Source organism: Paraburkholderia sp. HP33-1, from assembly GCF_021390595.1.
GTDB lineage: Bacteria > Pseudomonadota > Gammaproteobacteria > Burkholderiales > Burkholderiaceae > Paraburkholderia.
This window is the reverse complement of sequence record NZ_JAJEJR010000001.1, coordinates 877,916-902,020: the sequence shown is the minus strand read 5'-3', so window position 1 is coordinate 902,020 and position 24,105 is coordinate 877,916. Positions and strand designations below refer to the sequence as shown.

14 protein-coding genes are annotated in these 24,105 nt (G+C 64.5%); 9 read left to right on the top strand and 5 right to left on the bottom strand.

Annotation, left to right across the window (positions count from 1 at the left end):
* Window position 1: 1 nt before the first annotated feature.
* Window positions 2–793 carry a DUF2182 domain-containing protein gene (locus L0U81_RS04090; protein WP_233804205.1) on the top strand — a complete coding sequence of 264 codons (792 nt, stop codon included), beginning with the start codon at window positions 2–4 and terminating at the stop codon, window positions 791–793.
* Between the two features lie 68 nt (window positions 794–861).
* Here the strand turns inward: L0U81_RS04090 and L0U81_RS04085 are convergent, their stop codons facing one another.
* Window positions 862–2,832, bottom strand: coding sequence for a sigma-54-dependent Fis family transcriptional regulator (locus L0U81_RS04085; RefSeq protein ID WP_233800302.1), 1,971 nt, complete (start codon window positions 2,830–2,832; stop codon window positions 862–864).
* A gap of 309 nt (window positions 2,833–3,141) precedes the next feature.
* Between L0U81_RS04085 and L0U81_RS04080 the strand changes: the two genes are divergently transcribed.
* The 3 genes from L0U81_RS04080 to L0U81_RS04070 all read left to right on the top strand — a co-directional run bounded on the left by L0U81_RS04080 (window position 3,142) and on the right by L0U81_RS04070 (window position 9,463).
* Window positions 3,142–4,668, top strand: a complete 1,527-nt coding sequence (locus L0U81_RS04080; protein ID WP_233800301.1) for an aldehyde dehydrogenase family protein — start codon at window positions 3,142–3,144, stop codon at window positions 4,666–4,668.
* Window positions 4,669–5,013: 345 nt separating this feature from the next.
* Window positions 5,014–8,862, top strand: a complete 3,849-nt coding sequence (locus L0U81_RS04075) for a type VI secretion system Vgr family protein (RefSeq protein ID WP_233800300.1) — start codon at window positions 5,014–5,016, stop codon at window positions 8,860–8,862.
* A gap of 1 nt (window position 8,863) precedes the next feature.
* Entirely contained in the window at window positions 8,864–9,463 is a 600-nt protein-coding gene (locus L0U81_RS04070; RefSeq protein WP_233800299.1) for a hypothetical protein, read from the top strand.
* Window positions 9,464–9,485: 22 nt separating this feature from the next.
* On the opposite strand, the gene L0U81_RS04065 is transcribed toward L0U81_RS04070, so the two are convergent.
* The 4 genes from L0U81_RS04065 to hemC form a co-directional block, all read right to left on the bottom strand.
* On the bottom strand, window positions 9,486–11,222 hold the full coding sequence (locus L0U81_RS04065; protein ID WP_233800298.1) for a SulP family inorganic anion transporter: 1,737 nt from the start codon (window positions 11,220–11,222) through the stop codon (window positions 9,486–9,488).
* A 219-nt stretch (window positions 11,223–11,441) separates the two neighbouring features.
* Window positions 11,442–12,632, bottom strand: a complete 1,191-nt coding sequence (locus L0U81_RS04060) for a heme biosynthesis protein HemY (protein ID WP_233800297.1) — start codon at window positions 12,630–12,632, stop codon at window positions 11,442–11,444.
* A gap of 2 nt (window positions 12,633–12,634) precedes the next feature.
* Entirely contained in the window at window positions 12,635–14,626 is a 1,992-nt protein-coding gene (hemDX, locus tag L0U81_RS04055) for a fused uroporphyrinogen-III synthase HemD/membrane protein HemX (RefSeq protein WP_233800296.1), read from the bottom strand.
* Window positions 14,626–15,624, bottom strand: a complete 999-nt coding sequence (gene hemC, locus L0U81_RS04050; protein WP_233800295.1) for a hydroxymethylbilane synthase — start codon at window positions 15,622–15,624, stop codon at window positions 14,626–14,628. Before hemC ends, hemDX begins: the two co-directional genes overlap by 1 nt.
* 245 nt (window positions 15,625–15,869) lie before the next feature.
* Here hemC and ppc point away from each other — a divergent pair, with 245 nt between their 5' ends.
* The 5 genes from ppc to L0U81_RS04025 all read left to right on the top strand — a co-directional run bounded on the left by ppc (window position 15,870) and on the right by L0U81_RS04025 (window position 23,972).
* Complete coding sequence (gene ppc / locus L0U81_RS04045) at window positions 15,870–18,917, top strand: phosphoenolpyruvate carboxylase (protein WP_233800294.1); 3,048 nt, start codon at window positions 15,870–15,872, stop codon at window positions 18,915–18,917.
* Window positions 18,918–19,086: 169 nt separating this feature from the next.
* Window positions 19,087–19,899 carry a helix-turn-helix transcriptional regulator gene (locus L0U81_RS04040; protein ID WP_233800293.1) on the top strand — a complete coding sequence of 271 codons (813 nt, stop codon included), beginning with the start codon at window positions 19,087–19,089 and terminating at the stop codon, window positions 19,897–19,899.
* A 141-nt stretch (window positions 19,900–20,040) separates the two neighbouring features.
* Complete coding sequence (argH, locus tag L0U81_RS04035) at window positions 20,041–21,447, top strand: argininosuccinate lyase (RefSeq protein WP_233800292.1); 1,407 nt, start codon at window positions 20,041–20,043, stop codon at window positions 21,445–21,447.
* A 443-nt stretch (window positions 21,448–21,890) separates the two neighbouring features.
* The gene (locus L0U81_RS04030; protein ID WP_233800291.1) at window positions 21,891–22,355 is read left to right on the top strand and encodes a TonB family protein; all 465 of its coding nucleotides are present in this window, start codon (window positions 21,891–21,893) and stop codon (window positions 22,353–22,355) included.
* A 309-nt stretch (window positions 22,356–22,664) separates the two neighbouring features.
* Complete coding sequence (locus L0U81_RS04025) at window positions 22,665–23,972, top strand: MFS transporter (RefSeq protein ID WP_233800290.1); 1,308 nt, start codon at window positions 22,665–22,667, stop codon at window positions 23,970–23,972.
* Window positions 23,973–24,105: the final 133 nt, after the last annotated feature.

Genomic DNA, 24,105 nt, shown 5'->3' with positions numbered 1-24,105 from the left:
GATGCTCCAGCGCTCGCGGCTTTTCGCGCCGCTCTTCGTCGCATTGACGACCAGCGCGTGGATCGCGTTATGGATGTGGGACGCGGGACCCTATGCACGCTATCTGCGTCACACGAGCTGGGCCGAAATGCCGCTCGTCGGCGCGATATGCCGCGAGGTGCCCGGCGCGAGTCTCACGCTGGCGGCGTTGCTGCACAGCGTCGCATGGCTCCTGATGATCGCGGCGATGATGCTGCCGACCGCCTTCCCGCTCTTCGATACCTTCAGGCGAATGACGAGCGGGCGCGAAATCCAGGGCACGCTGATGGCGTTGCTAATCGCCGGTTACGCGACGGCCTGGGCGCTGTTCGGCCTCGCCGCGCACGGCTTCGACGCGGCGCTCCATCGCGTTGCAGACCAATCGCCGACGTTGCTCGGGGATGGCTGGCTGATCGGCGCTGCGATCATCGCGCTCGCAGGCGCCTGGCAGTTCAGCAGCCTGAAACATCGATGCCTCGACAAATGCCGCTCGCCGCTGATGTTCATCGCAGAGCATTGGCGCGGCAGGAGCGCGCGCCGCGAGAGCTTTCTGCTCGGCATCAGTCACGGCGCGTTCTGCATCGGCTGCTGCTGGGCGCTGATGCTGCTCATGTTCGCGGTTGGCACCGGGAGCGTCGGCTGGATGCTGGCGCTTGGCGCGATCATGGCGGTCGAGAAGAATTTCCGCTGGGGCCGCTCCATCGGCACGCCGCTCGGCGTTGCGTTGCTCGCGTGGTCCGCGTGGATCGTCCTGCGGCACGCCCTCATGGTCTGACAGACGCCCCAACGCGCACCAGCGCCGCGCGGTCACTGAAGAACGGCTTTCCGGCGAAAGCCCCGACGTCAGTCCTCGTCCGCTGCCCCGCCCCGCTCCGCCGCCGGCATCCTGCGATAGATGGTGTTGCGCGACACCCCAAGCGCACGCGCCGCCGCCGACACGTTGCCGCCATATCGCGCCAGCGTCATTGCGACCACCGAGGCGGCGACATCCTGCAGCCGCTCGCCGTCATGCGCCGAAGCCTCACCACTGCCACCGCCACCACCCGCGCCACGGACATCATCCAGAAAATCATCCGGCAAATGCTCCCACCGGATCTCTCCATCCTCCTCCACCATCGCCGCCGCAGTGCGCAGCAGGTTGGCGAGTTGCCGGCAGTTGCCCGGCCACGCATGTCGCCCGAACGCCGCCTTCACATCCGGCGCAACGCTAAGCGCCCGCCCTCTCCCGCTTTCAACTGATTCCCGCTGCAACATCTTCTCAACCACGACCGCGAGATCGCTCCGCTCGCTCAACGACGGCAACCGAACCGCAAGCCCATTGATCCGATAGTAAAGATCCTCACGAAACAGCTTCTGCGCAATCATCTCCCGGAGGTTTCGATGTGTCGCACAAATAACCGACACATCAACAGGAACTGCTCTCGCCGCCCCAAGCGGCGTCACCTCCCGCTCCTGCAAAACGCGCAGCAATCGCACCTGCAGCGAATACGGCATGTCACCGATCTCATCGAGAAACAGCGTGCCCCCATTCGCCTGCATGAGCTTGCCGATCGCCCCTTTGCGCCGCGCGCCGGTGAACGCACCCTCGTCATAACCGAACAGCTCAGATTCGATCAGCGACTCCGGAATCGACGCGCAGTTGACCGCGACGAAGGGACCGTCGCGGCGCGGCGAATCGTTGTGAATCGCCTGCGCGAGCAACTCCTTGCCGGTGCCGGTCTCGCCGGTGATCAGAATCGGAATGTCCTTGCCGAGCACCTTGCGAACCTTGGTGATCAGCGCGGCCACGCGCGCATCGCCGGTGTCGAGATCGCTGAGCCGCGACAGTCCCGCAGCCGGCCGACGCGCATTCGCACGCACCGGATGCGATGCGGCGGCACCCTGTACATCGACCACCCCACGCCCCTGCCCAAATGACGTCCGCCTGAACTGCGCACGCGCGCAAACCACCGCGCCGTTGTGCAGATTCAGCATCACGTGCGGCGCGACGCCGTGCGTCAAACGGTCGATCAGTTGCGCACATGTGATCTGAAACAACGACGAAAGCGTATGCGCGCGCAGCGCGGCAAGGGACAAGCCGAGCTGAAACTGCGCGCTTCGATTCGCAGACAGAAAGCGGCCATCGTCCGTGAACGCAATGATCCCTTCCATCAGCGTGCCGAGGAACTCGGGCCTTCCGTGGAAGGACACTTGCAGCACGTCGCGAAACGCGGTCGAGAACAGATGGTTTTCGATCATCTGCACCGACATCTTCGCCAGCGCCATCGTGTGCTGGTGATAGCTGCGGTGGTCGCCGGTCACGTCGAGCACGCCGATCAGATCGCCATACGGATCGAGAATCGGCACACTCGAACAGGTCAGGAAGCGGTTCGCCGCCAGATAGTGCTGGTCGCCATGAACGACCATCGCGCAGCCCTCGGCGAGCGAGGTGCCGATCGCGTTGGTGCCCTGGCGATCCTCGGCCCAGTTCGCGCCGGGCCGCAGCGCCACTTTTTCGGCGCGATGCAGGAAATCGTCATCGCCGATCGAATGCAGGATCAAGCCTTCGGCGTTGGTCAGCACGATCATGCTTTGCGTGTTGACGATCTGCTCGCGCAGCGTCTCCATGACCGGCATTGCATGCGCGCACAGCGTCTGGTTCTGTTCGCGCTTCAGCGCGAGGCCCGTGTCGGAGAGGATGTCGTAATCCGGCCGGAACGATGCGCGCAGGCCGAATGTCTCGGAGCGTTCGTGGGCTTTCTGGATGGCCGGCGCGGGCCAGCCATTGGAGCGGTTGGCAGCGGCATGGCTGAGCGGATGAACGTCGTCGCGCATTGTCTCCTCCTGAATGCGTCCGGATCGTGCCGGTCGCTTCGATGCGTGACGACAGGATACTCCCATTGACCGCCCGGCCGCCGTCTGCGGCGACCCGCGCAGGCCCGCGCCCTTGATCTGTGTCAGCGTCGGCCCGATTGCGGCGTTTCTGAACACCCGCTGCTCGCGCCACTGTTCCGAAGCGGAACACTTCTGCCTGTACAGCCCACCGCAAACCGTGGAATTTTGCACTTCGATGCATTGGTACGGTTCGTGCCTGAGGTCGTTGCGCGCAGTCACCCGATCACCATCACAAAACGGAGACAAGTGATGAATCCATTTGACCTGAAAGCCCTCGGCATCGACATCGAGTATCCCTATCGCCAGCGTTACGAAAACTACATCGGCGGCAAGTGGGTGCCGCCGGTCGCCGGCGACTATTTCGACAACGTGTCGCCGATCAACGGACAGCCGTTCTGTCGCGTGCCGCGTTCGAGCGCCGCCGACATCGACCTCGCCATTGACGCCGCGCACGCGGCGCGCCGCAAATGGGCGAAGACGTCGGTCACGGAACGCTCGAACCTGCTGCTCGCGGTGGCTGAGCGGATGGAGAAGAACCTGAAGCTGCTCGCTGTCGCCGAGTCGATCGACAACGGCAAGCCGCTGCGCGAAACGATGGCCGCGGACCTGCCGCTCGCCGTCGATCATTTCCGCTATTTCGCGGGCTGCATCCGCGCCCAGGAAGGCAGTATCTCGGAGATCGACGACAACACGGTCGCCTATCACTTTCACGAGCCGGTCGGCGTGGTCGGGCAGATCATTCCGTGGAATTTCCCGCTGCTGATGGCCGCATGGAAGCTCGCGCCCGCACTCGCGGCCGGCTGCTGCGTCGTGATGAAGCCCGCCGAACAGACGCCGGCTTCGATACTCGTGCTGATCGAACTGATCGGCGACCTGTTCCCGGCAGGGGTCGTCAACATCGTCAGCGGCTTCGGCAAGGAAGCGGGCGAAGCGCTTGCCACAAGTAAGCGCATCGCGAAGATCGCGTTCACCGGCTCGACGCCGGTCGGCAAGCGCATCCTGCACGCGGCGGCGGAGAACCTGATTCCGTCGACGGTCGAACTCGGCGGCAAGAGCCCGAACATCTTCTTCGCCGACGTGCTCGATCGCGACGACGCGTTCCTCGACAAGGCGCTCGAAGGTCTCGCGATGTTTGCGCTGAATCAGGGCGAAGTGTGCACGTGCCCGTCGCGCGTGCTGGTTCAGGAGTCGATTTACGAGCGCTTCATCGAGAAAGCGATTGCCCGCGTGGAGCGCATCAAGGCCGGTCACCCGCTGAATCTGGAAACGATGATCGGCGCGCAGGCGTCGCAACAGCAGCTCGACAAGATCCTGTCGTATATCGACATCGGCCGCAATGAAGGAGCGCAGTGCCTCGTCGGCGGCGAGCGCACCACGCCCGGCGCCGGACTCGGCGAGGGCTTCTACGTGAAGCCGACCATGCTGTTCGGCAACAACGATATGCGCGTGTTCCAGGAGGAGATTTTCGGGCCGGTCGCTTCGGTGATGACGTTCAAGAACGAACAGCAAGCGATCGAACTCGCGAACGACACGTACTATGGCCTCGGCGCCGGCGTGTGGACGCGCGACGGCACGCGCGCCTACAGAATGGGCCGCGAGATCGAGGCGGGACGCGTGTGGACCAACTGCTACCACCTGTATCCGGCACATGCGGCCTTCGGCGGCTACAAGCAGTCGGGGATCGGGCGCGAAACGCACAAGATGGCGTTGTCGAACTATCAGCAAACGAAGTGTCTGCTGGTGAGCTACCAGGCGGAGGCGCTGGGGTTCTTCTAAGCGCAGGCACGCGTCGTCTGCGGACGGCGCGTGCCGATGAATGTAGCCGGGCGGCGGCGTGGAGGTTCATCCGGGGCCTCGGCGCATGGGGGATGCTTCACTCTGGAGGCGGCGAGATCCCGTTCGCCCGATAGTTTAAAAAATTGCCTGCATAGGCTAAAAATTCGTCCAATTCCGATAGCTCCTGGTCGTCCCACTCCCGATACTGGCGTTCACACACGACAAGGGGGATGACCGATGAAGAACAGCAACGGCAAGCGGGTCAGCCATGCCGGCGACAGGACAGGCTGCGGCGCGATCCTGATCGCTTCCTGATTGCCACGGCACACCGAGCTCCGTGCACGCATGTTCAAACCCGCACAGGACCGCACGCTAGGTCTTTCCAGTCACGCACTACCCACATGGGGCAATGAGCCTTTGCTGGCTCCGCTACGCATGCGCGGCACCGAATCCCTGGGCAAGCTCTATCGATACACGCTCGACGTGGCGACGATCGAACGTCCGACGCTCGGATTGTGGCAAGCACAGGAACTGGTCGTACCCGATAACCTGATTGGCCAGGTCATCGACATTTCGATCGCTTTCGACGGGAACGGATTGTTCGGTCAGCAGGTGTTGGAACCCGGCGACATGGCACACGTGGGTGCGGGCCGCCGCACGATTTCGGGCCTCATCACGGGCATGAAAGAGACCGGCACCGACGACCGGCGCGCACATTACCGCTTCGTCGTACGCCCCTGGCTGTGGCTGGCCACGAAGAACTGCGAAAGCAGGATCTTTCAGAACGCGAGCGTGGTGGACATCACGGACCGGATACTCAAGGAGCGTTATCACTTTCCGGTCGTGATGGAATTGGGCGCGCCCGGTTTGCGCAAAGGCTACCCAAAGCGGGACTATGTCCGGCAGATGTGGGAATCTGATTTCGAATTCCTCACGCGGATCTGGAGAGAATGGGGAATCTACTATCTGTTCGACGGAATCACGCTGGTACTGTGCGATTCGCCCGGCTCGCACAAACAGCACGACAACGCGTACGACACTATCCGCTATCACGCGCCTGACAGCCGGCACGTCGACGAAGAGCACATTCACAGGCTCGAGGTCTCGCGTCAGATCACGACGGGCAAGGTCAGTCTGATCGACTACGACTACACGCGCCCCGGCGTGCACTTCGAGGGCGAGTACAAGAGCTTCAGCGAGCGGGCCTACGACAACATCGAGCAACACGGCTGGGGCGACTACTCGCAGCCGCTCGCCGGCGCGACGGGATTGTCAGGCGAGCGAAACGACTTCCGCAATGAAGCCGAACACCTCGCGAGCGTGCGCGTCGATGCAATGCGCTGCCACCGGCTGCGTCTGAAGGGCCAGGGGAATCTGCGCGGCCTGAGAACCGGGAAAACATTCTGGCTCGACAATCATCCGCAACACGAAATCAACGCCGAGTACCTGGTGGTATCGACCACGCTCGACATTCGCAACGCGGCGCAGAACACGCAGTCGCCCGGTAACGACACGAACGATGCGCTGCGCCAGTACGTGACCCGCTTCGTGCTTCAGCCTGCCAATACATTCTTCAGAAACCGCCCGAAGAAAAAGCCGCGCTGCGCGGCGGAAACGGCAATCGTGGTTGGGCCCGAGCGCCAGCCGATCTGGGTCGATGGATACGCGCGCGCCAAGGTGCGTTTCGTGTGGGACAGGCTTGGCCCGAAAAACGAAAATGCCAGTTGCTGGGTGCGCGTGTCGTCGCCGTGGCAAGGTGATGGTTTCGGCGCGATCTATCCGCCGCGCGTCGGTCAGGAGGTCATGGTCAGCTACCACGAAGAGGACCCGGACAAGCCGTACGTATCGGGCCGGATGATCAATCGCTGGAACCAGCCGCCCTGGAAGTTACCGGATAACCAGGCCCTTTCAGGCATCCTTAGCAGTGAGCTCAAAGATGGCCGCGACGGCCAGACCAATCACATCGTACTGGACGACACGCCGGGCCAACTCCAGTCACAGCTCGCCAGCGATCACGCGAGCTCGCGCCTCGTGCTGGGCTACAACACGCGTGTCGTGCGCGAGGCCGGCCGACAACAGGCACGCGGTGAAGGCTGGGAACTGGCCACCGACGCATGGGGTGTCGCGCGTGCCAACAGGGGCATGCTGATCACCACCGAGGCGCGTCGCGGCGCGAGCGCGCCGGCAAAGGATATCGGCGAGACCGTGGCGCGTCTCACGCAGGCGCGCGATATCCACGAGAACCTCGCGGGTCTCGCGCGGCAGTATGAGGCACAGGAACAGCAGACCAGTCAAAGCGACGTATCGCGGGCCATCAAGGCGCAGAACGAGGCGATACGCGGCGTCGCGGCGCGTGCGGACCTTCCATTCCCGCAACTGACCGAGCCCGACATGGTGCTGGCCAGCGCGGCGGGGGTCGGTCTCACGGCAGCGCAAAGCACGCACGTGGCGAGTGTCGAACACACCGCGCTCACAGCGGGCGGACACGTCAGCATGGCGGCGGCGAAATCGCTGCTGGCGTCGGCAGTCAACGGCGTGCGGGTGTTCGCGCGCAATCTCGGCATCAGGCTCAAGGCCGCGTCAGGCAAGGTGCGGATCGAAGCGCAAAGCGATGATGTCGAGGTCATCGCGCAGCGGGTCGTCAGCATCATCAGTAGAACCGATTCGATCAATCTGATGGCCAGCAAAGAGATCGTGCTCCATGCGGGAAGCACGCAAGTGGTCATCAATTCAGAAGGGTACAGGGTCTATACGGATGGGGAGCATCGGGTCCATGCGGGTAGTCATCAGAATGACGGGCCAGCGGCGCGGCCTGTCAGTGTGCCGGTAACGCCCGGAAAGCCGGGCAAGCTGGCCGCGCATCATGTTCTGATCGAACACCTTACGGGCTTTGCACTGCCGAACCAGCCGTACCGGATCACGCTCGACGATGGTCAAGTGATTCAGGGCGTGACCAATGCGCTTGGAGAAACGAGTCTCGTCACCAGCAATCTGCTTGCGTTCGCGACGGTCGAACTGTTCGCCGCGAGTGAGCCGGACAAGGTTATTGCCGTGAGCAAAGGCGCGGTGATCAGGGACGCGGACGAGCCGTTTACGGGCGCAGTGCCCAACCCCGAGAAGCGCAGCGCGAGGGTCGCACGCCAGACCGTGGCCTCACCCAATCAAGGCGCGACGACAGAAGACAAGCCGCCCGAATTCGTTTCGTGCGATCCGATGAACTTCGGTCTGCGCTTTCATCACTTCATCAACGGTGCGACCCAGGCTGATGCGCCGGCCGGTATGTCGATGCGCAAGGATGTTGAGTACCCGGTGACCAAGGCTTATACGGCTGCGATAAGAACTGCGTTGAAGGGCATCGACTGGACCGCAGTGACGTGGCCTTTGAATTCCAGTTGGAGAAACATGATTCAAAACGCGGTCAGGCGGCAATTGGAAGACGCGCTTGGCTCCGGCCCTTTTGGATTGCCACAAGGCTATGCCGCAACGCGGGGATATGGGGGTGCCTTGCCAAAGATTGTGATTGTCAATCCGGATCGGCCAACGCAGTACAATCTGCGACAGGATGTCAGCGCCGCGTTCGTCGGTGGGGACTGGGTTATCGCCGTCAACGAGAGCGAGATCGCGCGCATCGTCGAACTCAGAGACCAGCCGGTCTCCCTAGATAACCGCCTCAGGGCATTTGCCGACACTCTGTATCACGAGTCCCGCCATTGCCAGCAGTACTTCTGGATGTTTTCGCTGCTTCAGCACTTTCCTGACGACTACCGGGACCTGCCGAATATCCAGACGGTCTATTCGTCGACGATGCTCGAAAGCGTCTTCACAGCGGCAGGGAACACGCCCTTGCCGGACGATCATCGTGTTCACATCGGTCTGCACAGAATGCTCGTATTTCACTACTACTGGCTGATTTCTTACATGCAGGACAAACCAGGCGGTGAGTATGCCAGGCGAGACATCGCGATTGCCGAAAGGAAGGTACGTGAACTCCTGAATATCTCTGCGGAAGCCGCACAACAAATGGCGCAATTCGAAACCGGATACAGGAGCCAACTTCATGAAGAAGATGCCTACGCCTGCGCGGAAGTGGTTCAGGCCTACTGGCAGAATCCTGGTGATCCTCTCGTTCGCAATCCCGGCACATGCACATCTCAGTATGCCGACGCCGTCAGGACCGTCGGGGCAAGGAGTTGAGATGAGACCGACTGTGACCGACACACAGCGCGACATGGCGCTGAGGATACTGGCGACGGCAATGACGATCCTGCGCGACGACCAGCCCTTCGATCCCGCGCACCTGATATTCGGCCGCAATTTTGCCGCAGACCCTCTTCCCGGTACTGTGGGTACGGAGTACTCCTTCGAGAATCCGGTTTTCCCGCAGACGCAAATCACTCTATTCGTAGAAGCCGATCCGGCCGACCACTCGGCCGACCGTATGAAGGTCAAGCAAGTGGCGACCGTTTTCATAATCCGCTTCAGTCCACTATTAACAGAGATTAGCCGCTCGACGCTAGAAGACCTGTTCCCTCTCGACATCGGCTACTGGATCGACGGGAAAGGCAACCGGCGGCCCGGCAATGACATGGGAACAGTGCCGCCCCAGATCCGTCTGCATCACTATCGCTATCGTGCTTCAAATCAGTCAACGAGCCGGTTCCCGGTGGATGTCGAATTGGTATTCGGCGACCCCGACCCGAAGGCTGCGGCGCAGGACGGCCCCCAAACGCCGGTCCTGATGGACGTTAGACTGACCCGTGACTATTTCGGGCTGACAACGCAACATCGCGAATAGAGCCCCTCTTGACCAGCAGACACTAGCTCTTCCCCACCCCCTCGACATAGCTATCAACCGCACTACCCACAGTCGGATGAAAGCAGGCATCCCCAATCAGATCAGTCAACTCGAAACGCCTGAGCTTGTCGCGAACCGGATCCTTCATCTCCGCAAAATGCAGCGCAATCCCGCGCTCGCCGAGCGTGCGCGTCAGATCTCGCAGCATGTCGGCGGAGGTCACGTCCACGCTCGTCACCGGTTCGGCCGCCACCACCACGCGCCGTATCGGCGCGGGCGATGCGGCGACGGCTTCGAGCAGGCGCTCCTGAAACTGCTCGGCGTTCGCAAAGAAGAGCGGTGCATCCCAGCGAAACAGCACGAGCCCTGGGATTCGCTCGGCATGCGGGTAGCGCTCGATGTCGTGGTAGCCGCGCAAACCCTCGACGCGACCGAGCACCGCATAGTGCGGCCGCCAGCCGTCCCACAGAAATTCGATGACCGCGATCACTACCGCGAAGCCGATCCCGGGAATCGCACCGAACACCGCGACGCCGGCAAAGCAGGCCATCGACAGCCAGAACTCCCATTGCTGGATCCGGAATATCCGCTTGAGGTCCGTGATCTCGAAGAGACCAATCGCGGCCGCAATGACGACCGCGGCGAGCGCGCTGTTGGGCAGGTAGCGCATCAGATTGGGTGCGGCCATCAGCAGCGCCGCGACCGCCACCGCGCCCACGACTCCCGTCAGTTGCGTCTTCGCGCCCGCCGCCTCGGCGACCGGCGTGCGCGACGAACTGCTGCTGATTGGAAAGCCCTGGAACAGGCCGGCCGCCAGGTTGGCCGCCCCGAGCCCGACCATCTCCTGATTGGGGTCGACACGGCTACCAAAACGTGCCGCGAAAGTTCGCGACAGCACGCTGGTATCGGCGAACGAGATTAGCGCGACCGCACAGCCGCCGAGCAGGATCTTGACCAGATCGGCGTCGGCGGCCCAGGGTAGCGCGAATGTCGGCAGGCCTTGAGGAATCTTGCCGAGCACTTTCACGCCGACGCTATCGAGGTGCAAGACGGTCACGCACAGCGTCGCGACGATCACCGCGATCAGGATGCCCGGCAGCTTCTCGAAGCGCTTGAGAAACAGGATCAGTACGAGGCTTCCCGCGCCCACCGCAAAGCTGTACCAGTTGGATTGGCCATCGGCGATTGCCTGTATGAGGCTCCAGATGTCCCGCAATGGCCCGCGCTCTTCGATCGAGATGGCAAACAGTTTGGGTAACTGGCTGATCAGAACGGCGAATGCAATGCCGTTCATGTAGCCGTAGCGAATGGGCTTCGACAGTAGCTCGGTGATGAATCCCAGCCGTAGCAAGCCCATCACAATACAGAACAGCCCGGACACGATCGCCATCATGCTGGCTACCGCGATCGCGCGCGCCGGGTCGCCCGCCGCGACTTGCACGACGACCGCCAGAATCGGAGCCGCGAGCGCGGAGTCGGGGCCTAGCACGAGAATCCGGCTCGGGCCGAACAGTGCATACGCCAACAGCGGAACGATCGTGGCGTAGAGGCCATACACCCCTGGGACGCCGGAAGCCGCCGCGTAGGCGATCCCGACCGGCACCAGCATCGTGGTCAATACCAGGCCCGCAGTCAGATCGCTCGGCAACCAGCTCAGTTGGTAAGCCTTGAGCACCGTCAGTCCCGGCAGCCAGCGCATCCAATGGCGTGCGCTTTTCGCAGTCTGCTCCTGGTGGGGAACTGGCCTGTCCGCTTCCATCTGTGGAATGTTCTCAGTCGAGGACGCCGCAACACGAATTGTGGGCGGTACTGTCATTCCTAGGATAGTCCAGATGATCGCTGCGGGCCGGGGAGCATTTGCCCGTAGTCGACGCGCGCCGGGCGCCGGAAAAACAAATGGCCGCAGCACGAGGCTGCGGCCATCAAGTAGCGGTTTCAAAGGCCTGGTCGGTTCAACGCGTGGCCGATAACGCCAAACTCATGTCACGTTCATCGCCAATGCACTCTCGCGATAATGCTGGCTCGCCTTATCGGTATCTCCAAGCTGCTCGTGCAGACGCGCAAGCGCGCGGTGCGAGCGGATCTTCAGCGTCTCGTTGTCGGCGAGCTTCAGGGCGCGTTCGAGGAACGACTGCGCCTTGCCCCACAACTGCTGACGCAGACACAGGCGCCCCAGCGCGAACATCAGGTCGGCATCTTCCGGGCGATCCTTCTGCCATGCCTCGGCCTTCTGGATCAGCGGCAGCGCATCGTCACCGGCCGTGTCCGGATAGCGGCGCAGCAGACGCGCATCCCAGTTCTGCGCGAGCGCCTCCTCGACGATCTTGCGCGCCTCCTGCGGACGGTTCAGCGCGACCAGTAGTTCGGCGGCGGTATCGGCCAGACGCGGCGAATGACGCTCGGTCGCCGACAGCGAGTTCCACAATTCGAGCAGCGCGTCCGCATTGTGACGACGATCGCGCAGCAGATTCTCCGCCGCCAGCTGACGCAGCCGCACCGCGACCGCCGGATGGATCGCCTCGCGCTTCTCCAGCGTCTTCACGAGCTTCAGCACTTCGCCCCAGTTCTTCAGCTGTTGCTGCGCCCGGAGCATGATCTGCTGCGCGTGGATGCGCCGCGCGCCCTGCGATTGCATCTCGGTCAGCGCATTGAGCGCGCCGTCGGCGTCGCGGCCGTCGGCACGCATGTCGGCCGTGGCCATCAGGCGCGCGTCCTGCCAGTCGGCTTCGTCGATCTGCGCGAGCCATTCGTCGCGCCGCGCGTATTCATGCATGCGATGCGCGGCGGTCGCCGCGATCAGGCCGGCCGCGCCCTTGTTGTCGCCATTCGTGAGCGCATCCTTGGCAGCCTTTTCCGCGCGCGAGAAACGCCCCGCGTACAGGTTGCCAATCGCGTCGCGCAGCGCCGCGTGCGCCTTCGCGACACGCGAACGCGCGCGATACGCGGCGACGCGCTGCGGCATGCGCCAGATATTGCGGATGATGCGCATCAACGCGTAGAGCAGGATGAACAGCACCACCACCCCAACGACGAACAGGTTCAACGACATGTCGACCCGGTACGGCGGATAGATCAGCAGCACCTGTCCCGCGTCGAAGCGCCCGCCCACCGCGAGCACGACCGCGACGGCGAACAGCGCCGCGAGCCATAGAAGTCCCCGGATCGCCATGATTAACCCCGGTTCCGGTATTGATTGACGGCCTGCAGGCTCGTATCGAGGTTCGGCAGCTCGACCGCGGCCGAACCGGCGTCCACCTGCTTCACCAGATCGATGACCGTCTGCGTGTCTTTCGACGACGCGTCGAAGTAACGCGTCAACGCGGACTGCGCCGCCTGCAGGTCGGACTTCAGCGTGGTCTGGTTGCGCGACAGCAGCCCGAGGCGCGCCGACAGCAGACGTAGCTTCAGGTTCTCGCGCACGAAGTAGCCTTGATCCGGCGTGACCAGCATCGCGTCGGCGTTATCGATACGGCGCACCTGCACGAGGCTCGTCAGCTGCTCGCCAATGCCGTGCAAGACCTCGTCGATCCACACTTCCCAGCGCGGCTTGCCGGTGGCCGCGGCCACCTTCGCGGTGTCGGCTCTCGTGGCCGCATGCGGCGTGGCACGCGGAATCGGTGCTTCGCCCGACAGCGGCAGACTGTCGACGTGATCGATCGCGTCGTCGAGCTTGATCGCGAGGCCGGTGAGATCGGTGGACGGCGAGGCCTTCAGCTTGTCGATGTCCTGCGCGATCGCCTTGCGGACCGCGGCCGCCTGCGGGCTATCCGACGCGGCGAGGCGCGTGTCGGCGCTTTGCAGCGCGAACAGCGCTAGCTGCGTATTGCCGGTCAGCTGCAACTGCTGGCTCGCGGCCGACAGCATCTGTCCGACTTCGGCAAAGGTCCAGTCGTCGCGATTGCGCGCGAGATCCGCGTACTGTTGCTGCAGTGCCTGCTGCGCAGCCTGCGCATCTGCGAGCTTGCCCTCCAGCTGCGCGACCTGGGAGTCCGATTGATGCACGGTGGCGAGCGCCTGGTCGACCTTGATACGCAGTTCGTTGCTCTGCGTGTCGTTGGCCTGCTGACGCTGCGCGAGCTGCTGCTCGGTGCGCACGAGCTTGCGGTTCATCGCGAAGCCGCCCACACCCGCCGCGCATGCGATGACCACGACGACAATCCACAGCAGAGGTCCGCTCGTGCTGCGGCGCTTTTGCGCTTCGTACGGCGTGAAGGGTTGGTTCGGCGGCAAGGCGGTGCTTGCCGGCGGCTGGGGTGAGGCGTTCGTGGATGCGTTCGTTTCAGTCATGCGTGGTTGAGCCGGGTTGGACGATACCGGTTGGACGACGGGAGGCACGGCGGCCGCGGCAACGAGGGCGCGGACGATGCGTTCGTCGCCGGCGCCGGACACCGTAATCCTATCAAAACCCAATGCCCGCGCGGTCTGCGCGATTCGGGGATGCGGCGCGACGAGCGGCGCGTGTTTGAGCTGCGCGATCTCGCCGGCAGTCAGGTGTTCTTGCGCGAGTTCGCAAAGATTGCGCACGCCTTCGGAGCTGGTCAGAAGCCACGCGTGCGGCGCGCCCGCGAGCAGTTCGTGCACGCGTGCCCAGGCGCCGATCGACGGCTCCGGCACGATGCGCCGGTACGCGGCGACCGTGTCGACTTCGGCGCCCGCTTCGCGCAAGCGCTCGGCGAGCCACTCGCGGCCGCCGTCGCCGCGCACGATCAGCACTCGCTTGCCTTCGAGGCTCGCGACACCTGGTTGTGCCTCGATCGCGGCAAAGAGGCTTTCGGAGTCGAAGCTCGTCGATTCGTCGTCGGCCCCCGCTGCGGGGCTGATGACACGGTGCTCGGGCGCGCTGACGCCGTGGCGTGCGAGCGCATGCACGCTACCGGGGCCGACCACGCCGATCGGCAGCGCGTGCGGCCAGATGTCGTCGTGGCGCGCAAAAGCGTGATCGACCGCGTTCGGCGACACAAACACGACGAGCGCATAGCGTTCGAGCGACGCGAGCGCTTCGCACAACGGCGCGTCGTCGACGACGGGCGCGATGTCGATCAGCGGAAAATCGAGCGACGCCAGGCCGGCTGTTTCGAGCTGTTCGACGAGTTCGGTCGACTGGCCGGCCGGTCGTGTGATCACGACTGTGAACGGCGCCTTCTCCGGCGTGACGGCGGCCATCACTCGCTGGCCGCCGCGCCGGGCGCGGCCGCGGGACCGCTCGCCGTACTGAGCGCGCGGACGATGTCGAGCGCGCCCTGTTGCGCGAGCGAGTGCGCCACTTCCTCGCCGAGCGCGAGCGCACGTTCCAACGTGGGCGCGGGCGCCGACGCGTGCGCGCTGAGCACGCGCTGGCCGTCCGGCGTGGCGACGATGCCGCGCAGATGCAGCGCGCCATCGCCCCAGGTCGCGTAGGCGGCAAGCGGCACCTCGCAGCTGCCGCCAAGCGCGCGCGACACCATGCGCTCCGCTTCGACGGCCGCCGCCGTGTGCTGATGGTGCAGCGGCGCGAGCCAGGCGGCGAGGTCCGCGCGATCGGCGCGAATCTCGATGCCGAGCGCGCCTTGGCCCGCCGCGGGCAAACTGTCCTCGGGATCGAGCAGCGCGCGGATCCGATTGGCGAGACCCAGTCGCTTCAGACCGGCCGCGGCCAGAATGATCGCCGCGTAGTCGCCGCGATCGAGCTTGGCGAGCCGTGTATCGAGATTGCCGCGCAACGGCCGCACGTCGAGATGCGGATAGCGCATGCGCAGCATCGCTTCACGACGCAGGCTCGAGGTGCCGACCACGGCACCGGCCGGCAGCGCGGCGAGCGAGTCGTACTGGTTGGATACGAGTGCATCGCGCGGGTCCTCGCGTTCCATGATCACGGACAGCGCGAAACCCGCGGGCAGTTCCATCGGCACGTCTTTCAGTGAATGCACCGCGAGGTCGGCACGGCCATCGGCGAGCGCGGCTTCGAGCTCCTTCACGAACAGCCCTTTACCGCCGACCTTCGACAGCGTGCGATCGAGAATCTGATCACCACGTGTCGTCATCCCGAGGATTTTTACGTCACAAGATGGATATAATTTGTGCAACGCACATCGCACATGCTCTGCCTGCCACATGGCAAGTCGGCTTTCTCGCGACGCAATCACAAGCGTGTGGGGTGGCGTGGAAAACGTCTCGGTGTTCATTAGCTTGCTGCTTGATCTCGGGATGGAATAACAATCAATGTTAGCACGCGCTCTCGCGCACGCCCTTGGGTTCCAAGCCTCAGCGGGTCGCCTTGCAGTTCGCTTGTGCAGTCGCTCCAGCAGTCCGCATTGCATTCCCTGTTGCACGCAGTTCACGTTGTAGTTGCTGGTTGTAGTTGCTGGTTGCAGTTCCGCAGTCGCAGTTCATCAATCAACAAATCCTGGCTTCCCTGAGGAAACCCATCGTGACGTCTTCCGGATCGGCGCGCCCTGCTCGCCGCAACACTGCCTCGCCCACCACTCGCCCGGCCGACGCCGCGGCGCAAGCCGCCAAAACCCCGAAGGCTGCGCAAGCCTCGGTGCCCGTCAAGCAGGACAAGGCGGTGAAAACCGCCAAGGCCGAACAGGTCACGACCTCGGCCACCGCGCGCAAACCGGCCAAAACTGCGTCCGCCGCCGCGCCCACCGTGAAGAGCGGCGCCCGTACGCGCGAAGACAAGGACCACCCGCTGTTCCAGGACATCCGCTATCTCGGACGCCTGCTCGGCGACGTGCTGCGCGAGCAGGAAGGCGACGCGGTCTTCGACGTCGTCGAGACGATCCGGCAGACCGCCGTGCGTTTCCGTCGCGAAGACGACAGCGCCGCCGCGCAGACGCTCGACAAGAAGCTGCGCACGCTGACGCCTGAGCAAACCGTCAGCGTCGTGCGCGCCTTCAGCTACTTTTCCCACCTCGCGAACATCGCCGAGGACCGTCACCGCAACCGCCGTCACCGGATTCACGCGCTCGCGGGCTCGACGTCGCAACCGGGCACGATCGCCTATGCGCTCGAGCGCCTCGTCGCGGCCGGTGCCGCCGCGACGCCGGTGCTGCAGCAGTTTTTCGACGACGCGCTGATCATGCCGGTGCTGACCGCGCACCCGACCGAAGTGCAGCGCAAGAGCATTCTCGACGCGCAGCACGACATCGCGCGCCTGCTCGCCGAGCGCGACCTGCCGCTGACGAACCGCGAGCGCGCGCACAACGAAGCGATGCTGCGCGCACGCGTCACGTCGCTGTGGCAAACGCGGATGCTGCGCGACTCGCGTCTGACGGTCGCCGACGAAATCGAAAACGCGCTGTCCTACTACCGCAGCACATTCCTCGAAGAACTGCCGGCGCTGTACGCGGACATCGAGGAAGCGCTGAAGGAACACGGCCTCGAAGCGCGTCTGCCGCCGTTCTTCCAGATGGGCAGCTGGATCGGCGGCGATCGCGACGGCAATCCGAACGTCACCGCCGAAACGCTCGACAATGCGATCACGCGTCAGGCCGCGGTGATCTTCGAGCACTACCTGGAGCAGGTGCACAAGCTCGGCGCGGAGCTGTCGATGTCGAACCTGCTCGTTGGAGCTAGCGATGCACTGAAGGAACTCGCGGACACCTCGCCCGACCACTCGCCGCATCGCACCGACGAACCGTACCGTCGCGCGCTGATCGGCATGTACACGCGGCTCGCGGCAAGCGCGCGCGTGCGCCTCGGCGAAGGCACCGTGCCGCTGCGCAGCGCCGGCCGTGGCGTGGCGCCGATCCGCGCGATTCCCTACGACGACTCCGCCGACTTCGTGCGCGACCTGCACGTGCTGATCGATTCGCTCGCCGAGCATCATGGCGCGCCGCTGGCCGCGCCGCGGCTCGCGCCGCTCGCACGCGCGGCCGAAGTGTTCGGCTTCCACCTCGCGAGCATCGATCTACGGCAAAGCTCCGACATCCACGAAGCGGTGATCGCCGAGCTGCTGAAGCGCGCGGGTGTCGAAGACGATTACGCGGCACTGCCGGAGGCGGACAAGCTGAACGTGCTGCTCGCCGAGCTCGCGCAGCCGCGCGCGCTGCGCGTGCCCTACGCCGAGTACTCCGAGCTCGTGAAGAGCGAGCTTGCCGTGCTCGAACAGGCACGCATCACGCGCGAGAAATTCGGCGCGCGCGCAGTGCGCAACTACATCATTTCCCACACGGAGAGCGTCAGCGATCTGGTCGAGGTGATGCTGCTGCAGAAGGAAACCGGTCTGTTGCGCGGACGTCTCGGCGACGAGCACGACCCCGCGCGCGCTGGTCTGATGGTGATCCCGCTGTTCGAGACGATCCCCGATCTGCGCAACGCGCCGCACATCATGCGCGATCTGATCGCGCTGCCGGGTATCAGCACACTGATCGAACATCAGGGCAACGAGCAGGAAGTGATGCTCGGCTACTCGGACAGCAACAAGGACGGCGGTTTCCTCACCTCGAACTGGGAGCTGTATCGCGCCGAGCTCGCGCTCGTGGCGCTGTTCAACGAACGCGGCGTGACGCTGCGTCTGTTCCACGGACGTGGCGGCACCGTCGGCCGCGGCGGCGGCCCGACCTATCAGGCCATCCTGTCACAGCCCCCCGGCACCGTCGACGGTCAGATCCGGCTGACCGAGCAGGGTGAAGTGATCGCGAGCAAGTTCGCGAATCCGGAAATCGGCCGGCGCAATCTGGAGACCGTCGTGGCCGCGACGCTCGAAGCGTCGCTGCTGCCGCACGACCACACGTTGGCCGAGCTGCCCGTGTACGAGCAAACCATGCAGCAGCTCTCAGATACGGCGATGGCCGCGTATCGTGCGCTCGTCTACGAAACCCCGGGCTTCAAGGAGTATTTCTTCGAGTCGACGCCGATCGCCGAGATCGCCGAGCTGAACATCGGCAGCCGGCCAGCGTCGCGCAAGCTGCAGGATCCGAAGCAGCGCAAGATCGAGGATCTGCGCGCGATTCCGTGGGGCTTCTCGTGGGGTCAATGCCGGCTGCTGCTGACGGGCTGGTACGGCTTCGGCAGCGCGGTCACCGAGCATCTGGACAGCGCGCCGTCCGACGCGGAGCGCGCGCGCCGGCTCGCGCTGCTGAAGAAAATGCACAAGAGCTGGCCGTTCTTTGCGAACCTGATGTCGAACATGGACATGGTCATTGCGAAGACCGACCTCGCGGTCGCCTCGCGTTATGCCGCGCTCGTCACCGACAAGAAACTGCGCAAGCACGTGTTCGAGCGGATCGTCGCGGAATGGGAGCGTACCTCGAAGGTGCTGTCGGAGATCACGGGCAAAAGCGAGCGGCTCGCCGAGAATCCGCTGCTCGCGCGTTCGATCAAGAACCGCTTCCCGTATCTCGATCCCCTCAATCACCTGCAGGTCGAACTGCTCAAACGCTATCGCGCGGGCGACACGAATGAGCGCGTACGGCGCGGCATTCATTTGAGCATCAACGGGATCGCGGCGGGGTTGCGCAATACGGGTTGAAGTTGAGGTTGCCGCTGAAGCGGACCAAAGCCGGGTGTGGCCGACGCAGGTCACACCCGGCTTTTCTCATTGCGCGGTTCCAGCCGCTACGATAGAGTCCGCATGTACCAGTACAAGTTGAGCAATTATTCTGGTATCTCCATTACCCCCTCCACGCGCAGCCGATAGCATGACCACGCCGTCCTCCGCCGATCACCCGCCGCCGCTCGAGGCCACACCGGCCCGCGCGCTCGGCGAATTCATCCGCGCCCATCGCGAGCGGCTGTCGCCGCAGGCGGTCGGTCTGCCGCCGGGGCCGCGCCGCCGCACGCCCGGTCTGCGGCGCGAGGAAGTCGCGCAGCTGTGCGGCGTGAGCCCCACCTGGTACACGTGGATCGAGCAGGGCCGGCCAGTGTCCGCTTCCGCCGAGGCGCTCGCGCGCATCGCCGTCGCATTGCAGCTGTCGCGCGCCGAGCGCGCGTACCTGTTCGAACTGGCCGCGCAGCGCGACCCGGCCGAGCCCGACCCCGCCGCCGCCGATGCGCCCGCCACGCTGCTGCAGACCGTGCAGCTCGTCGACACGCCGGCCTACGTGCTCGACCGGCAGTGGAATGCGCTCGCATGGAACGAGCGCGCGGCCGACCTGTTCGTCGGCTGGCTCGATGGCGCGCACGACCGCAACCTGCTGCGCTACACGTTCACCGAGCCGGCCGCGCGCGCGTTGATCGTCGATTGGGAAACGCGCGCTCGGCGGCTTGCCGCCGAATTCCGCGCCGACTCGATCCGCCATCTGAACGATGCGCCGACGCGCGGGCTGATCGATTCGCTGTCGGCCGCGAGTGACGAGTTCGCGCGCTACTGGGCCTCGCAGGACGTCGGCGGGCGCGAGGGCGGCAGGCGCGAGTTCAATCATCCGCGCGACGGGCGCATCGTCTATGACCAGATCACGTTCAAGCCCGCGCATCGCGAAGATCTGAAGCTGGTGGTGCTGGTGCGCGAATAGTCTCGCGATGGGCGCTCGCGCCTTGAGCGCCCTCGCCCAGTGTTAAAATCGCAGTCTTTCTTCGCTGCGGCGGCGTTTTTGCACGCCATGTGCACTCGCGTTGTCAGCCTCTTCACCGCTCGCTTTTAACCGCCCAACACCATGACGTCCCAACTGCACAAAAAAGGCGAAGCCTGGTCGGCTCGCTTCTCGGAGCCGATGTCGGAGCTCGTCAAACGCTACACGTCGTCGGTTTTCTTCGACAAGCGTCTGGCGTTCGTCGACATCGAAGGGTCGCTCGCGCACGCGTCGATGCTCGCCGCGCAGAAGATCATTTCCGCCGACGACCTCGCCGCGATCCAGCGCGGCATGGCGCAGATCAAGGGTGAAATCGAGCGCGGCGAGTTCGAATGGCAGCTCGATCTCGAAGACGTCCACCTGAACATCGAAGCGCGCCTGACCGCGCTGATCGGCGACGCCGGCAAGCGCCTGCACACCGGCCGCTCGCGCAACGACCAGGTCGCGACCGACATCCGCCTGTGGCTGCGCGGCGAGATCGACCGCATCGGCGGGCTGCTCACCGAGCTGCGCGTGGCGCTCGTCGACATCGCGGAGAAGAACGCCGCGACCATCATGCCGGGCTTCACGCACCTGCAGGTCGCGCAGCCGGTCACGTTCGGCCACCATCTGCTCGCCTACGTCGAGATGTTCTCGCGCGACGCCGAGCGCATGATCGACTGCCGCAAGCGCGTGAACCGTCTGCCTCTCGGCGCGGCGGCGCTCGCCGGCACCAGCTATCCGATCGACCGTCACGCCGTGGCGAAGACGCTCGGCTTCGACGGCATCTGCGCGAACTCGCTCGATGCAGTCTCCGACCGCGACTTCGCGATCGAATTCACGGCTGCTTCCGCGCTCGTGATGACGCACGTGTCGCGCTTCTCCGAAGAGCTGGTGCTGTGGATGAGTCCGCGCGTCGGCTTCATCGATCTGGCCGACCGTTTCTGCACCGGCTCGTCGATCATGCCGCAGAAGAAAAACCCGGACGTGCCCGAACTCGCGCGCGGCAAGACCGGCCGCGTGAACGGCCATCTGATGGCGCTGCTCACGCTGATGAAGGGCCAACCGCTCGCGTACAACAAGGATAATCAGGAAGACAAGGAGCCGCTGTTCGACACCGTCGATACGGTCGCCGACACGCTGCGCATCTTCGCTGAAATGGTCGCCGGCATCACGGTCAAGCCGCAGGCGATGCGCGACGCCGCGTTGCAAGGCTTCTCGACCGCAACGGACCTCGCCGACTATCTCGTCAAGCGCGGCCTGCCGTTCCGCGACGCGCACGAAGCAGTCGCGCTCGCGGTGCGCGTGTGCGCGGATCGCGGCTGCGATCTCGCGGACCTGACGCTCGACGAAATGCGCAGCGAGCTGCCGAACGTCGCGCCTCTGATCGGCGACGACGTGTTCTCGTATCTGACGCTCGAAGGCTCGGTGGCGAGCCGCAATCATCCGGGCGGCACCGCGCCCGAGCAGGTGCTGGCCGCGGTGAAGGCGGCGCGCGCGGCGTTGAAGTGATCGACGGTTGAGCAGCGCTGCAAGCCTATGCTTGCGGCGTTGCTCGTTGAACCGATATCGAAAGGGCGGACCTGTTTGGCGGGTTCGCCTTTTTTATTGTCGCTTGCGATCGGTGAATCGAAGGTAAAAGAAAGCCCGCCAGAAGCGGGCTGAAAAGACTTCCACCGATGCCTCAGAAAGAGGCAATCTGAGTGTAGACGCGTTTCGCTCGCCGACCAATTCGCGCACCTTTCCGGCGCTTACATCGACGCTCATCGATCAATCAACGAGCATGGCTCCCGACATCAACCGGGCGAATGCCAGTTGAATCCTGCCGGTTTTTGACTACCATCAAATCAGGCACTCTTCGCGGTCCGTCGACGATGCTCTCTCGCACACCTCCCCCTCGCCTTCGCCGTACGGTCCCAACCTTCTTCGTGGCAGCGCACGCGAGTTCATCGCGCATGCATCGGCTGTTGCTCGCCGTGCTGGGCGTTGCCGCCGTGGCCGGTTGCACGATCACGCCGCTGCCCCCGCACGAAATCGTCAGCACACCGGTGGCCGCGATCAACAGCCTGACGCTCGATCAATACCGCGAGGCGGTCGCACGACGGATCGTCGAGCGCAATCCGTCGTATGTACTCCAAGGCAAACCGCAGCCGATGCTGCGCTCGCTCGTGGTGGTGTCGTTCACGGTCGATCGTGATGGACACATCGTCGAGTCGAAGGTGTATCGCACGAACGGCGACGACGAAACCGAAAGCACCGCGCTCGCGACACTGCGCCGCTCAGCGCCGCTGCCGCAACCGCCCGGCAAACTGCTGAACGGCCGCGGCCAGCTCGAGCTGTTCGAAGACTGGCTGTTCAACGACAACGGCAAATTCCAGTTGCGCGAACTCGCAGCGCCGCAAGCCGAATCGTACAACTGAGCGCGCGTGAGCGCGCCTGGCCATCGCGCATAGCGCACCCTTCGTTGCCGCAGCCGCTTACGCCGCCGTTGCTGCGCATCGAGCGCGCTCGCTATAATTTTCCGACTCCCCGCGCCGGAGCCTTCCGGCATGGCTCACGCCGTCCGCCTACCCGCCGGCGCGGCGCATGAGCCGACTGCAATGCCGCGACGGCACCCGCGCGCGGCGCCCAAACCTATACCACAACGAGGATGCCGCTCTCGCGTGCGCCGCCTGTCTGCGAAGCACGGCACAGCGTTCGGCGGCATCACGAAAAATGGAGACCCCTGCATGTCCACTTCGCCGATTTCCGCGGCCCAGCCCGCAAGCGGGCAAAACAGCCGCGCGCGGATCATCTTCGCGAGCTTCATCGGCACCGCGATCGAGTTCTACGATTTCTATGTCTACGCCACCGCCGCGGCGCTCGTGATCGGACCGGTATTCTTCCCGCATGGCTCGGCCACCGCGCAGGCGCTGTCGGCGTTCGTCACGTTCGGCATCGCATTCGTCGCCCGGCCAATCGGCTCGTTCCTGTTCGGCCACTTCGGCGACCGCATCGGCCGCAAATCGACGTTGGTTGCCTCACTGCTCGTGATGGGTCTGTCGACCACGCTGATCGGCTTCGTGCCGGGCTATGACGCGATCGGCAGCCTCGCGCCGATCCTGCTGTGCGTGCTGCGTTTCGGCCAGGGTATCGGTCTCGGCGGCGAATGGGGCGGCGCCGCGCTGCTCGCCACCGAAAACGCGCCGGCCGGCAAACGCGGCTGGTTCGGCATGTTCCCGCAGCTTGGCCCGTCGATCGGCTTCCTCGCCTCGAATGGCCTGTTCTTCGCGCTCTCACTGTCACTCTCGGACGAGCAGTTCCGCGGCTGGGGCTGGCGTGTGCCGTTCATCGTCAGCTCGGTGCTGGTCGTGCTCGGCCTGTACGTGCGGCTGAAAATTGCCGAGACGCCCGCGTTCAAGGCAGCGATCGAGCGCAAGGAACGTGTGCGCGTGCCGATCGCGACGCTGTTCTCGCAGCACTGGATGCCGACCGTGCTCGGCGCGCTCGCGATGGTGGTCTGCTACACGCTGTTCTATAACGCGACGACGTTCTCGCTATCGTACGGCGTCGGCACGCTGCATATTCCGCGGCAGACGTTCCTTGGCCTGCTGTGCATCGCGGTCGTGTTCATGGCGCTCGCGACGCCACTGTCGGCCCGCGCGAGCGACCGCTTCGGGCGCAAGCCGGTGCTGATCGTCGGCATCATCGCGGCGATCCTGTCGGGCTTCACGATGGCGCCGCTGCTCGGCAGCGGCGAGCCGATGCTCGTGCTGCTGTTCCTCGTGATCCAGCTGTTCCTGATGGGCGTGACGTTCGCGCCGATGGGCGCGCTGTTGCCGGAGCTGTTTCCGACCAACGTGCGCTACACGGGCGCCGGTGTCGCCTACAACCTTGGCGGGATTCTCGGTGCGTCGGTCGCGCCGTACATCGCCCAGGTGCTCGCTGCGCACGGCGGGCTGCCGTGGGTTGGCGCGTACGTGTCAGTCGCGGCGGCCGTGAGCCTGTTCGGTGTGCTGTGCATGCGCGAAACGCGCGATGAGAGTCTGATGAAGTGATGCAACGTGCATCGGCGGAATAACGCTTCCGCCGATGCGCAGCGGGCGTTATTTCCCCGCCATTTCCGCAAGCCGACCTCGGTGAATCCCCCGCCTTGCGCGTCTTTTTGACTTGCCTATACTCCCCGGCATA